The sequence below is a fragment of the Aliicoccus persicus genome, from assembly GCF_900110815.1.
GTDB classification, from domain to species: Bacteria; Bacillota; Bacilli; order Staphylococcales; family Salinicoccaceae; genus Aliicoccus; species Aliicoccus persicus.
Genome location: NZ_FOIT01000001.1, coordinates 482,524 through 496,342, shown reverse-complemented (window position 1 = coordinate 496,342; position 13,819 = coordinate 482,524). Strand labels below are relative to the sequence as shown.

Annotated in this window: 14 protein-coding genes; 13 read left to right on the top strand and 1 reads right to left on the bottom strand. The window is 39.1% G+C overall.

What is annotated here, in order from left to right; translation table 11 throughout:
- Positions 1-26: 26 nt before the first annotated feature.
- From hemW to BMW30_RS02340, 13 genes are all read left to right on the top strand, one after another.
- Positions 27-1,145 carry a radical SAM family heme chaperone HemW gene (gene hemW / locus BMW30_RS02405; RefSeq protein ID WP_091473555.1) on the top strand — a complete coding sequence of 373 codons (1,119 nt, stop codon included), beginning with the start codon at positions 27-29 and terminating at the stop codon, positions 1,143-1,145.
- 91 nt (positions 1,146-1,236) lie between these two features.
- Positions 1,237-2,238: a heat-inducible transcriptional repressor HrcA gene (gene hrcA, locus BMW30_RS02400; RefSeq protein ID WP_143248971.1), complete on the top strand. Its 1,002-nt coding sequence runs from the start codon at positions 1,237-1,239 to the stop codon at positions 2,236-2,238.
- The gene (gene grpE, locus BMW30_RS02395; protein ID WP_091473552.1) at positions 2,231-2,794 is read left to right on the top strand and encodes a nucleotide exchange factor GrpE; all 564 of its coding nucleotides are present in this window, start codon (positions 2,231-2,233) and stop codon (positions 2,792-2,794) included. The genes hrcA and grpE overlap by 8 nt, the downstream gene beginning before the upstream one ends.
- A 26-nt stretch (positions 2,795-2,820) precedes the next feature.
- Positions 2,821-4,665, top strand: a complete 1,845-nt coding sequence (gene dnaK / locus BMW30_RS02390; protein WP_091473550.1) for a molecular chaperone DnaK — start codon at positions 2,821-2,823, stop codon at positions 4,663-4,665.
- 83 nt (positions 4,666-4,748) lie between these two features.
- Positions 4,749-5,882, top strand: a complete 1,134-nt coding sequence (dnaJ, locus tag BMW30_RS02385; RefSeq protein ID WP_091473548.1) for a molecular chaperone DnaJ — start codon at positions 4,749-4,751, stop codon at positions 5,880-5,882.
- A 1-nt stretch (position 5,883) separates the two neighbouring features.
- Positions 5,884-6,819 (top strand): 50S ribosomal protein L11 methyltransferase, encoded by a 936-nt coding sequence (gene prmA, locus BMW30_RS02380; protein WP_091473546.1) that lies wholly within the window; start codon positions 5,884-5,886, stop codon positions 6,817-6,819.
- On the top strand, positions 6,820-7,539 hold the full coding sequence (locus BMW30_RS02375) for an RsmE family RNA methyltransferase (RefSeq protein ID WP_091473545.1): 720 nt from the start codon (positions 6,820-6,822) through the stop codon (positions 7,537-7,539).
- Between the two features lie 128 nt (positions 7,540-7,667).
- Positions 7,668-9,026: a tRNA (N(6)-L-threonylcarbamoyladenosine(37)-C(2))-methylthiotransferase MtaB gene (mtaB, locus tag BMW30_RS02370; protein ID WP_091473543.1), complete on the top strand. Its 1,359-nt coding sequence runs from the start codon at positions 7,668-7,670 to the stop codon at positions 9,024-9,026.
- Positions 9,027-9,042: 16 nt separating this feature from the next.
- Positions 9,043-9,705 carry a deoxyribose-phosphate aldolase gene (gene deoC / locus BMW30_RS02365; protein WP_091473541.1) on the top strand — a complete coding sequence of 221 codons (663 nt, stop codon included), beginning with the start codon at positions 9,043-9,045 and terminating at the stop codon, positions 9,703-9,705.
- Positions 9,706-9,841: 136 nt separating this feature from the next.
- On the top strand, positions 9,842-10,018 hold the full coding sequence (gene rpsU / locus BMW30_RS02360) for a 30S ribosomal protein S21 (RefSeq protein ID WP_091473539.1): 177 nt from the start codon (positions 9,842-9,844) through the stop codon (positions 10,016-10,018).
- 883 nt (positions 10,019-10,901) lie between these two features.
- Complete coding sequence (locus BMW30_RS02350) at positions 10,902-11,567, top strand: NfeD family protein (protein ID WP_091474016.1); 666 nt, start codon at positions 10,902-10,904, stop codon at positions 11,565-11,567.
- Positions 11,568-11,588: 21 nt separating this feature from the next.
- On the top strand, positions 11,589-12,602 hold the full coding sequence (floA, locus tag BMW30_RS02345; RefSeq protein ID WP_091473535.1) for a flotillin-like protein FloA: 1,014 nt from the start codon (positions 11,589-11,591) through the stop codon (positions 12,600-12,602).
- Positions 12,603-12,616: 14 nt separating this feature from the next.
- Positions 12,617-13,399 (top strand): hypothetical protein, encoded by a 783-nt coding sequence (locus BMW30_RS02340; RefSeq protein WP_091473532.1) that lies wholly within the window; start codon positions 12,617-12,619, stop codon positions 13,397-13,399.
- A 45-nt stretch (positions 13,400-13,444) separates the two neighbouring features.
- On the opposite strand, the gene BMW30_RS02335 is transcribed toward BMW30_RS02340, so the two are convergent.
- Entirely contained in the window at positions 13,445-13,705 is a 261-nt protein-coding gene (locus BMW30_RS02335; protein ID WP_091473531.1) for a hypothetical protein, read from the bottom strand.
- Positions 13,706-13,819 lie beyond the last annotated feature (114 nt).

Sequence of the window (13,819 nt, the reverse complement as noted above, 5' to 3'; positions counted from 1 at the left end):
CAGCCTAATTTTTTGGAGGCATTCGTATGATAAAAAGCATCTATATGCATATTCCGTTTTGTAATCGAATCTGTACGTATTGTGACTTTACGAAAGTGTTGATTGATAATCAACCGGTAGATGAATACATCGATGCATTGATCAAAGAGATGGATACTGTAGAGACGAAGACATTCAAAACAATTTTTGTTGGTGGTGGTACACCGACAGCGTTATCGATGGAACAGTTAGAAACGTTGCTACAGGCAATTACGTCACGATTTGAATGTACGGATGAATTTACATTTGAAGCAAATCCAGATGAATTGACGACAGAAAAAATTGACTTATTACTATCGTCTGGTGTCAATCGACTCAGCATCGGCGTGCAGTCATTTAATAATGATATTTTAAAAATATTAGGTCGCACACACAGCGTTCACCATGTTGAAAATCTAATTGAACATTTACAAAACATAGGCTTTGAGAATTACTCGCTTGATCTGATGTACAACTTACCTGGTGAAACGTTGAAAGATATTGAGACGAGTTTAAGTTACGTTAAAGCGTTTAAACCAAAACATATTTCATGGTACTCGTTGATTGTTGAACCGCATACTGTGTTTTATAACTTAGCAAGAGATGGAAAATTAAATATTGCCGACAGTGTAGGTGAAGCAAAAATTTATGAAGCCGTCATGAGTGGATTAGAGGGTCTCGGGTTTAGACAGTATGAGATTTCCAACTTTGCAATCGACGATTATGAGTCAGAACATAATAAAACATATTGGTTAAATGATGAGTATTATGGACTCGGTGCAGGCAGTCACGGTTATGTGAATAGCAAACGCGTATCAAACGTTCGGCCTGTGACACACTATATTGACTCAATGAACGACAAGGGTCATGCGGTACGTGAGAGTCATGATGTAACAATAAATGAAAAGTATGAAGAAGAGATGTTTTTAGGTTTAAGGTTGAATCAAGGTGTATCAAAATCACGTTTTAAAGAGAAGTTTAATGTACCAATTGAAACAATTTATGGTGAAGAAATCGAGCAGTTAGTCAATAGAAAATTACTGAAAGATGATGGTGAGTATATCACTTTAACTGAGGATGGACGCATGGTTGGGAATGATGTTTTTTCAGAATTTTTAACTTCATAAAAAAGTCTATTCAAAGTTGTTGACATTCTTTGACCTATTTGATAAATTTACATTAGCACTCGACAGCAAGGAGTGCTAATGAGGTGGTTATGTGTTATCAGAAAGGCTAGAGTTGATACTCATGTCGATTGTTGATGATTTTTTGAATCATATGACGCCACTCAGTTCCAATTATTTAATCGAGACTTATGATCTTGATGTATCACCTGCAACTGTCCGCAACGAAATGGCAAAACTTGAAAATTTAGGATTGCTAAATAAACCACATACTTCAGCGGGTCGTGTACCAACGCGTGAAGCTGTGCGTTTTTATGTAAAGCGGCTTAATCAACAGTTTAAAGATAGTCAGGATACACTCGAATCCAATGAACAACTTGGAGAAACGATGACAAAGCTTTTGAATACGGGTGATATGCAACAAGTCGCAAACTATATCAGCGGCATTACGAAGCAACTCACACAAGTATTTTTGCTGAATCAAGATGACGATATTAGAGGTTTATACGTGACGTATCTCACACCGAAACTGGTGTTAGCAGTGATCGTTTTATCTTCTAAAAAAGTTTTGAAAATCCCAGTTGAATGTAACATTGAGCTATCGTTAGGGGATATCGAGCAGTATACGAGTTACATCAATCAAATGGTCATAAATAAGCCGTTGACGGACTTACCGAAAATAATCAATGAGATGAAAGTACCAAAAGTATTGTTTACTTTAAAGAATAATTTGTACAATGCATTAGAAAACCATTTGGCCTCATTAACGATAACAAATGGTTCAGCAGGATTTGATCATATCATTGAAAGCATGGTTGGAGACGTCGATACATTGCAAAATTTGTACAGCGATGTACAAAACCAACGATTAGAAAAATTGATTGACGCGAATAATGATGGAGTCAATGTATTCTTTGGTGAAGAAATCGATGAGAAGTATCGTTCAATTTCAATTATTTCAACAAACTTTTCATTCGACGATCATGCAGGAAATTTAATGATAATTGGACCTGAACTAATGAGTTATAAACACATCATTAGATTGCTGTACGATATTAAAAATCAATCGGTCGAGAGGAGTAGCAGCAGTGGATAAGAAATTTGAAAATGAACATGAAACTGAAGACATTGAGTTTTCAGAAGAAGAATCAGATGAAGTGTATGAAGATGTCGCGTATGACGAAACATCAGAAGCAGAAGAAATTGATGAATTGACTGCGTTACAAAACAAATTAGAAGATGAAGAAAATAAGTATTTAAAGTTGCTTGCGGAATTTGAAAACTATAAGCGACGCAACAAGCAAGAAACGGAAACGCGCAATAAGTATAAGGAACAAAAGATGGCAGAAGATCTGTTATCAGTACTCGATAATTTAGAGCGTGCACTGTCCGTTGAAGACGATGAAAATGCATTTAGTTCACTGAAAAAAGGTGTCGATATGGTGCATAAGGAATTCGTCAAAGTATTTGAAGATCATGACGTAACAGTGATAGAAAGTGTCGGTGTTGAATTCGATCCGAATGTCCATCAAGCAGTCATGACTGCAGCTGATGATTCGGTTGATTCAAACATCGTGATTGAAGAATTTCAAAAAGGTTATATGTTAAAAGATCGCGTCATTCGTCCAAGTATGGTAAAAGTAAGCGAATAATTTTTTAAGAATCGGAGGAATTTTAAATGAGTAAAGTAATCGGAATTGATTTAGGAACAACAAACTCTGTCGTATCTATTTTAGAAGGTGGAGAACCAAAAGTAATTGAAAATGCAGAAGGTAACAGAACGACACCATCAGTCGTATCATTTAAAAATGGTGAGCGTCAAGTCGGTGAAGTTGCGAAGCGCCAAGCAATTACAAACCCGAACACTGTCATGTCTATCAAAAGACATATGGGTACAGACTACAAAGTAACAATCGAAGATAAAGACTATACACCACAAGAAATTTCAGCAATGATTTTACAAAGCTTAAAAGAAACAGCTGAAAAATACTTAGGTGAAAAAGTAACGAAAGCTGTAGTTACTGTACCTGCATATTTCAATGACTCTGAACGTCAAGCAACGAAAGATGCTGGTCGTATCGCAGGTCTTGAAGTTGAGCGTATCATTAATGAGCCAACTGCAGCAGCGCTTGCGTATGGTTTAGACAAACAAGAAACAGATCAAAAAGTGCTCGTATTCGACCTCGGTGGTGGTACGTTTGACGTATCGATCATGGAACTTGGTGACGGTGTATTCGAAGTATTATCTACATCAGGTGACAACCGTTTAGGTGGGGACGACTTTGATGATGTCATCATGGACTTCTTAGTTCAAGAATTCAAAAAAGAAAATGGCATCGACTTATCTAAAGATAAAATGGCAATGCAACGTATTAAAGATGCAGCTGAAAAAGCGAAAAAAGACTTATCTGGTGTATCTTCAACATCGATTTCATTACCGTTTATTTCAGCTGGAGAGTCAGGTCCTTTACACTTAGAAACGTCATTATCACGTGCGAAATTCGATGATTTAACAAAAGACTTAGTAGAACGTACGATGATTCCATTGCGTCAGGCAATTAAAGATTCTGGTATTTCTAAATCAGAAATCAATGAAGTATTACTTGTTGGTGGTTCAACGCGTATCCCAGCTGTACAAGCAGCAGTTGAAAAAGAAACAGGTAAAACACCGAACAGAAGTGTGAACCCAGACGAAGTTGTTGCAATGGGTGCAGCTGTTCAAGGTGGGGTTTTATCTGGTGATGTAAAAGATGTCGTATTACTTGATGTTACACCATTATCACTTGGTATCGAAACGATGGGTGGCGTATCGACGGTTCTCATCGAAAGAAACACGACGATTCCGACAACGAAATCACAAGTGTTCTCAACAGCAGCAGATAACCAACCTGCGGTAGATATCCACGTATTACAAGGTGAGCGCTCTATGGCAGCGGACAACAAGACTCTTGGACGCTTCCAGTTAACGGATATTCCACCAGCACCACGTGGTGTACCACAAATCGAAGTATCATTTGATATCGACAAAAACGGTATCGTCAACGTTACTGCGACAGACAAAGGTACAGGTAAAGAGCAGAAGATTACGATTGAAGCAAGCTCTAACTTAACAGATGAAGATATCGATAGAATGGTTAAAGACGCTGAAACGAATGCTGAAGCAGATAAAGAGCGTCGTGCTGAAGTTGATTTACGCAACGAAGCAGAACAACTTGTCTTCCAAACAGATAAAACAATCGAAGACCTCGGTGACAAAGTAGAAGAAGATGAAAAAACTAAAGCGAATGAAGCAAAAGATGCGCTGAATGAAGCACTTAAAGAATCCGATCTAGACGCGATTAAAGAGAAAAAAGAAGCGTTAGAAGGTATTCTGCAAGGGATGTCTGTGAAGTTATACGAACAGATGGCACAGGAACAACAAGCAGCTGAAGGTGATGCTGGTGAAGCAAATCCTGATGACGATGTTGTCGATGCTGAATATAAAGAAGTAGATGACTTAGATAACGAAGAAGATAAGAAGTAATGATATGATAGAATAGTCAAAGCCTGATTTGGCTTTGGCTTTTCTTTTGATAAACCCTTGAGCTTTAAACTGGAGGAAAAATAATGGCAAAAAAAGACTATTATGACGTTTTAGGTGTAAGTAAAAGTGCGTCGAAAGACGAAATTAAACGTGCATATAGAAAACTATCTAAAAAGTACCATCCAGATATCAACAAAGAAGATGGTGCGGATGCGAAATTTAAAGAAGCAACAGAAGCATATGAAGTATTAAGTGATGAAAACAAACGTGCGCAATACGATCAATTTGGTCATGCAGGCATGAACGGTGGTGCTGGCGGCTTCGGTGGCGGATTTAGCGGCGCAGGCGGAGATTTCGGTGGATTTGAAGATATCTTTAGTTCATTCTTCGGCGGTGGCGCGCGTCGCCGTGACCCGAATGCACCAATGAAAGGTGACGACCTTCAATATACGATGACGATTGATTTTGAAGAAGCTGTATTTGGGACAGACAAAACGATCAACATTAAAAAAGAAGTGTCATGTGATACATGTGATGGTAGTGGATCTAAGCCAGGTACTTCGAAGAAAACATGTTCGATGTGTTCAGGTGCCGGTCGTGTTTCTGTAGAACAAAACACACCATTTGGACGCGTTCAGACGCAAAGAACATGCCCAACATGTCAAGGTAGCGGACAAGAAATCGAAGATCCATGTAACGTGTGTAACGGAACAGGTACGAAAATGGAAGATGTAAAAATTGAAGTGACAGTGCCTGAAGGTGTAGATAACGGTCAACAAGTACGCCTACAAGGTAAAGGTGAACCAGGTGTGAATGGTGGACCAGCTGGAGACTTATATATTTCATTCCGCGTGCGACCGGATAAACGCTTTAAACGCGATGGCGATGACATTCATTACGAAATGCCAATCTCATTCGCACAAGCAGCACTTGGTGATGAAGTGAAAGTGCCGACAATCAATAGTCACGTCATGTTAACGATTCCTTCAGGTACGCAAACAGGTAAGACGTTTAGAATTAAAGAACGCGGTGTTAAAAACGTTCACGGATACGGTTTCGGTGACCAATACGTTAAAGTAAAAGTCGTTACACCGACAAAACTAAGTGATGAAGAAACAGAAATCTTTCGCAAGCTTGCTGAACTCTCAGGTGATGAGTTAACAGAGCAAAACGAAAACATCTTCGATCGCACACGTCGTTTCTTTAAAGGAGATTAATGTGAACTGGACAGAAGTGGTCATATCTACCAAAGAAGAAAACGAAGCAATTTTATCGAACTATTTAAACTCAATTTCTAAAGGCGTATCCATCGAACATTCATTAGATATTTTAAAGCAGAAAATCGATGACTTCGAAGAGAAGTACCGATTGGATCCTAAAGACTATCCAGAGAGCGACATCGCTATTAAAGTGTATTTTGATGAAACGATTAATGTCGACGAAAAGCTAGAATTGATCCACGCATTTATAGCATCAAATGACCTTGCCGATAAAGAAAACATTACGATTAATACGAATGTCATCGAGGAGCAGGCATGGGAAAATGAATGGAAGAAATACTTCCATGCTTTTCGCGTGTCTGACACGTTTGTCATCGTCCCGGATTGGGAGATGGATCAATATGTACCGAAAGAAGGCGACCGTTTAATTAGAATTGAACCCGGTATGGCTTTCGGTACAGGTGACCATCCAACAACATCGATGTGTCTAGAATTGATCGAATCGATTGTAAAACCGGAACACCGTGTCATCGATGTTGGTACAGGTTCTGGTATTTTATCGATTGGTGCACATCTGATGGGGGCTAGTGATATTACTGCAACCGATATAGATGAGTTGTCTTTAAAAGTGTCTAAAGAGAACTTTGAACTGAACAACTGTAGCGACAAGATCCAAGTGCGCGCAGCAAACTTGTTAAAAGATGAAACAACAAATTATGATGTCATCATTGCCAATATACTCGCACATATCGTGGATGAGATGATTGACGATGCATTTGAACGATTAAATGCAAACGGGCATTTTATCGCTTCAGGTATTGTTTTGGAGAAAAGTGATTACATTCAAACGCGTATGAAAGAAGTTGGCTTTAATATAGAACGCGTGCTTGAAGAAAATGGATGGGTGAGTATATACGCCTCAAGGGGTGAGTAGATGCAACGCTATTTTACAGCTCAAGACGTTGAAATCGATGATTTGATTGTGATGAGTCAAGAAGATACGCATCACATGAAAAATGTTATGCGTATGGCGACGGATGATACTATTGAGATTGTGGACAATAAGAGCCAATTATTTGTCGCGAAAATTGAAACGATCGATGAACGTGTTCGTGTAAGAGTAATTGAAGCACGTGTCGATAAAAGTGAACTACCTGTCGAGACGACATTGTTTGTCCCGTTGTTAAAGGGAGATAAGCTCGATTGGTTATTGCAAAAGGCAACAGAACTCGGTGCTGTGCATATCAAACTTTATGAAGCAGATCGTGCAGTCGTGAAACTCGATCAAAAAAAGAAAGAGAAGAAACTTCAAAGATTTGAAAAAATCGTGAAAGAAGCTGCTGAGCAATCCAAGCGGTTAAAAGTACCGAGCTTAAAGTTTGTCGGAAATGCGAAGTCATTAACGATTGATGATTATGATCGTTTCTTCATCGCGTATGAAAGATTGTCAGGAGATGCGTCTAAACAATTGAATCGCATGCTCACAGATGACTTGAAGAGGATTGCTTGCATCTTTGGGCCAGAAGGTGGCTTCTCCAACGCTGAAGTTGAGTCATTACACGACGCTAATGCCGTACGACTTGGTCCACGTATATTAAGAGCAGAGACCGCACCACTGTACTTTTTAAGTGCACTTTCAATCAAATACGAATAAGGTATAAACGCTACTACAACTAATCATTGAGTAGTGTTTTTTTCTATCCATAATACATGCTCATATGGTGAAATATTCGAATTTGTGATATTATGTACTGATAAAATTCATATAGAAAGACTGATTGTATGACTGAAAAAACTGTAGCGTTCCATACGCTTGGATGTAAGGTAAACCACTACGAAACTGAAGCGATGTGGCAAGTGTTCAAGGGCGATAACTATGAGCGTGTCACGTTTAACGATAATGCAGACGTATTTGTTATAAATACATGTACTGTAACAAACACTGGAGATAAAAAGAGTCGCCAAGTCATCAGACGTGCGATTAGACAAAATCCAGATGCAGTGATTTGTGTAACGGGTTGTTATGCCCAAACGTCACCAAAAGAAATCGAAGCGATTCCTGGTGTGGATATCATCATAGGTACTGCAGATCGGGATATGCTGCTCGATTACGTCAACCAGTATCACGAAGAACGTGCGCCGATTAACGGTGTAAAAAATATTATGAAAAAGCGTACATATGAAGAAATGGATGTACCTTACTTCACAGACCGTACGCGTGCAACATTAAAGATCCAAGAAGGATGTAATAACTTCTGCACGTTCTGTATTATCCCGTGGGCACGTGGACTCCTGCGTTCAAGAGATCCTGAAATGGTTGTCTCACAAGCAGCACAACTCGTTGAACAAGGCTATAAAGAGATTGTCTTAACAGGTATTCATACAGGTGGATACGGTGAAGATTTAAAAGATTATAACTTAGCACAGTTACTCCGTGACCTAGAAGCAGTCGAAGGTTTGAATCGCTTGCGTATTTCTAGTATTGAAGCGAGCCAATTGACGGATGAAGTGATGAACGTCATTAAAAGTTCAAATAAGATTGTGCGTCATTTACACATTCCGATTCAATCGGGTAGTGACACGGTGCTTAAACGCATGAGACGCAAGTATACGATGGAATTCTTTGAGAAACGCATTTTAGAATTAAAAGAAATGATGCCAAACATCGCAATCACAAGTGACGTCATCGTCGGGTTCCCTGGTGAAACTGAAGAAGAATTTATGGAAACGTATGATTTTATTAAAAAGCATCACTTCAGTGAACTTCATGTGTTTCCATACTCAATTCGGACGGGTACACCAGCTGCACGCATGACAGATCAAATCGATGATGATACGAAAAATGAACGTGTAAATCGTTTGATTAATCTGTCTGATGAACTAGCGACAGCATATGCAGAACGCTTTAGAGATGATGTACTAGAAGTCATTCCTGAAGAGACCAAAGATGGAAAATTAATTGGACACTCAGATAACTATCTCAAAGTAGCCATCGATGGTGATGAGAGTTTAGTTGGTGAAATTATTAAGGTGAAAGTGACGCAACCAGGATATCCAGTATCAGTCGGAGAAGTCGTTAAAGTATTGGAAAAACCGATGGTAAAACAATATGAATACTTAGAAAGACAATTAAACTTATAATCATTGAGGTGCAAAAATGGAACTCGCAAAATATATTGACCATACATTATTAAAACCAGATGCTACTGAATCACAAATTGAAAAACTATGCCAAGAAGCGGATACACACGGATTCTTTAGCGTTTGTGTCAACCCGACACATGTTAAATTGTCAGCTGAACTTTTAAAGAGTAGCGCGACTAAAGTATGTACAGTCATTGGTTTCCCACTTGGCGCATCAACGTCATCTGTTAAAGCATATGAAACAGTGGATGCAATCGAGAATGGTGCTGACGAAATCGATATGGTCATCAATGTTGGCGCATTAAAATCTGGTAAACATGACTTAGTACGTGAAGATATTGTTGCAGTCGTAGAAGCTGCAAATGATACGCTCGTAAAAGTAATCATTGAGACAAGCTTACTGACGGACGATGAAAAACGTGTTGCATGTCAATTAGCAAAAGAAGCAGGCTGTGACTTTGTGAAGACATCAACAGGATTTAGCGGTGGCGGTGCGACTGTAGAAGATGTAGAGTTAATGAAAACAGTCGTTGGTGAAAACATCGAAGTGAAAGCCAGCGGTGGCGTGCGTTCAAGAGAAGATGCACTTGCTATGATTGAAGCGGGTGCAACACGCATCGGTGCATCAAGTGGTATCGCGATTGTTTCAGGTGAGACTGGTTCTAGTGATTATTAATCTATGCCACCGAGATTGTGAGTATAAATTGTAAATATTCATTTGACCGATTTTTTTAATTGTAATATAATACGTTAGTACGTAGAGTATTCTACGTGTATCAATGCGTGTTGTTATTCGAGGGGAGGGTAAATGAATGTCTAAAACAGTTGTTAAGAACAATGAATCAATTGAAGATGCATTACGTCGTTTCAAACGTACAGTTTCTAAAAACGGTACGATCAAGGATGCTCGTAAACACGAATTTTACGAAAAGCCAAGTGTGAGACGCAAGAAAAAATCAGAAGCTGCGCGTAAGCGCAAATTCAAATAATATTCCTCCCCTTCGATATGGAATATATGAGGTCTGAAAAGTCCTCGAGTACTAAGAGAAACGGTCTTGGAATCTTTATATGAGATTCCGGGGCTGTTTTTTTGTGTTGTTTTTTTGAGTGTGCGTCAGGTGTGGAAATCTTGAGGTGCCGCACAGTTAGAGACTGAAAGTGTGCGTCAAGTCGGAAAATCTTGAGTTGCCGCACAGTTAGAGACCGATAGTGTGCATCAAGTCGGAAAATCTTGAGCTGCCGCACAGTTAGACAGTGAAAGTGTGCGTCAAGTCGGAAAATCTTGAGATGCCGCACAGTTTTCACCATGGGAGTCCCACTAAACTATCCATAGCGGTACTCAGCCCATCGTTTTCACAATGGGAGTCCCACTAAACTATCCATAGCGGTACTCAGCCCATCGTTTTCACAATGGAAGTCCCACTAAACTATCTATAGTGGTACTCAGCACACCGTTTTCACCATGGGAGTCCCACTAAAGTATCGATAGCGGTACTCAGCATGACATTATCTCCTCGGAGTAACACTTTAGATCGTAAACTGTTCCTCACGAGGTGAAAACATGGTGCTGTGGAACACTATTGATCGTTTATTGTTCCTCATGAGGTAAAAACATGGTGCTGTGGAACACTTTGGGTTGTCGTCGACTGTTCCTCACGAACTAAAAATTGCCTCTGTGGAACACTTCACAATAAAAATCAGGTGGTAAAGTTCGGATCCGCACGCGAAATAACCCAACAAACATACACATCTAATTACCTCAGCACTATTTTGTAATAATATACTTAAAATATTTTAATTCATATGTAATTACTGTATAATTATTAAAAAGGGGAGGTGAAAATGATAGTGGAACTTGCTAATTACAATTTCATGACAATTCATTTCATCGATTCTTTCTCGGGGATTATAACGAATCCTGTGATTTCTTTTATTTTACTCCTCGTGTTCTTTGTCGGACTACTGTTACAAGTCTTTTCAAGTAGAATTAATGTGTATGGTATTTTATCAATTATCGCAATTCTATTATTCTATTCAGGGCACTTTATCGTCAGTGATAATAGCATGATTTCTTTAATCTTGTTTATTTTAGCAGCAGTACTCATTGTCATAGAGATATTTGTCATCGGTACGTTACTTGGACTTATTGGTCTTCTATTGCTAATAATCAGTATCGTCACAGTATCAAATAACGTCGCATTGTATAGTATATTTTTGCTGATAATTTTTATAATATCAATTATAACCCTGGTGATTCTAATGAAGAAAAACAAAAATCGGAAGATTCCAATTTTAAGCAGATTAATTCTTACGGACAATACGGATGCAGAAAGTGGCTATTCATCATTTGATGATCGCTCTCATCTTGTTGGGGAAGAAGCAGTGACACTGACTCCACTTAGACCTTCAGGAATTATTAAATATAATGATAAGCGCATCGATGCTGTTGCAGAAGGATCATTTATTCCGAGTGATGTGCGCGTAAGAGTTATATTTGTCGAAGGTACACGAATAGTTGTAAGAGAAATAAAAGATTAATTTAACAAAGGAGAATGCTACATGTCATTACTGTTTACTGGAGGAATTGCTACTGGGACAATATTAACTATTTTCTTAGTTGTTGTTGTCTTTATAATTCTTGCGTTCCTACTTTCATTTGTTCCTGTTGGACTATGGATATCTGCAATATCTGCAGGTGTTAATGTAAATATTTTATCACTCATCGGGATGAGATTACGTCGCGTTAAGCCAAAGCGTGTTATTGAACCACAGATTAAAGGTCACAAGGCCGGATTAAAAGTCACGACGAACCAGTTAGAGTCTCACTTCTTAGCTGGTGGTAACGTTGACCGTGTTGTCGACGCATTAATTGCAGCGCAACGTGCGAATATCAATTTAACATTCGAACGATGTGCAGCGATCGACTTAGCTGGACGTGACGTACTTGAAGCTGTTCAAATGAGTGTTAATCCGAAAGTTATCGAAACGCCATTCATTGCCGGTGTTGCGATGGACGGTATTGAAGTTAAAGCGAAAGCGCGTATTACAGTACGTGCGAACATCGAACGCTTAGTCGGTGGTGCGGGTGAAGAAACAATCGTTGCCCGAGTTGGTGAAGGTATCGTATCAACAATCGGTTCTTCTGAACGTCATAAAAAAGTATTAGAAAACCCTGACAGCATTTCACAAACTGTACTTTCTAAAGGTTTAGACTCTGGTACTGCATTTGAAATTCTTTCGATTGATATCGCAGATGTGGATATCGGTAAGAACATCGGTGCAGACTTACAAACTGAACAAGCTGTTGCAGATAAAAACATTGCACAAGCGAAAGCGGAAGAACGTCGTGCAATGGCTGTAGCGAAAGAACAAGAGATGAAGGCGCGCGTCGAAGAAATGAGAGCCCGCGTTGTAGAAGCAGAAGCGAAAGTACCATTAGCATTCGCTGTCGCACTTGAAAGCGGAAATCTCGGTGTTAAAGAATATTATGATTTGAAGAACGTTGAAGCTGATACGGCAATGAGAGATTCAATCAATAAAATGACAGACCCGAACAAAGATCAAGATAATTAATAGGGCGTGATGATATGGAAGCTTTAATTCCTTTAATAATCGTTGCTGTGGGTATTCTGGTTTCTGCATTTAAAGGTAACAAAGAAGAAAAGAATGCTGCCCCTCGTAATATTGATCAGGGTAAGTTGAATAACCCAAATCGTCCAAAGACGACAAGCAGTCGACCAACAACACAGCGCTCATCAAATCGTGAGTCAGATCGCGGCGGCGGTATTTTCGGAGATTTGGTGGGTGAGCTTGAACGAGGTTTTAAAGAGTTTCAAGATGAGATGAATCAAAACTCTGATGAAAATAGTAATAAAGGTTTGTTTGAGCGTCGACGTGCACAACTTGATGATGCAAAACAATCGAGTCGACGTATCGCTCAAGATACGTATCAACGCTCACGTCAACGTGTTGAAGACGAAGTGTCGACGTATCAGGACATGATTGATTCTCGAGGAAATACCATTTCGGATGAAATCAATGTTGATGATGTATCAGCAGGTCGACCTGAAAGACAAAAAACTGAGCGTAGTTCAGTGGATCGTAGTTCGCGTAATGAGAAAGTTGCACAACGTCCAGCGGAACTCCGTGAAAAGAATCGGGCGGATCGCGTTCAGTCTAATGTGGAACGTGTTGGAAAAACAGAACGTACTGTCACACGTGAAACAGCTGAACAAAACCGATATCGCTTAGATAGTGACTTTGTCCGTACAGGCGAAATTGGTAGCTATCAATTTAGAGTGGACCGTAAGACAGTACTCGATGGGATCATCTTCTCAGAAATTTTAAATAAACCGAAATCAAGACAGTAACAAATATAGTACCCCAACATTCATTGGATGTTGGGGTACTTTATCTTATAGGTAGTATATAATCCACATGATGATAAACGTTACGGCAAACGTAATGAAGAATACAACGAACAGAAACTTACTCACTTCTTGATCGTTTTTAGCGATCATTTGAATGATGAAGAAGCATGCAAGCAATCCACCAACGCTTAGTAACAGTACTATTAGTGTTGAAGCATTTTCCCATGTGTAAATTAAATCGAAGAATAGTCCTGCAAGTATCCCCAAAAGGCCAGCACCAATCACTCTCATATCTGTAATTTTCATAGTCAACCTCATTTTCATTTATTACTCTTATTGTACACAAATAATAGCAATCTATCATTGTTACATCCATTCTTAAAATTGCGATTCTCTATGTTAAGTGGTAAATTTAAATCA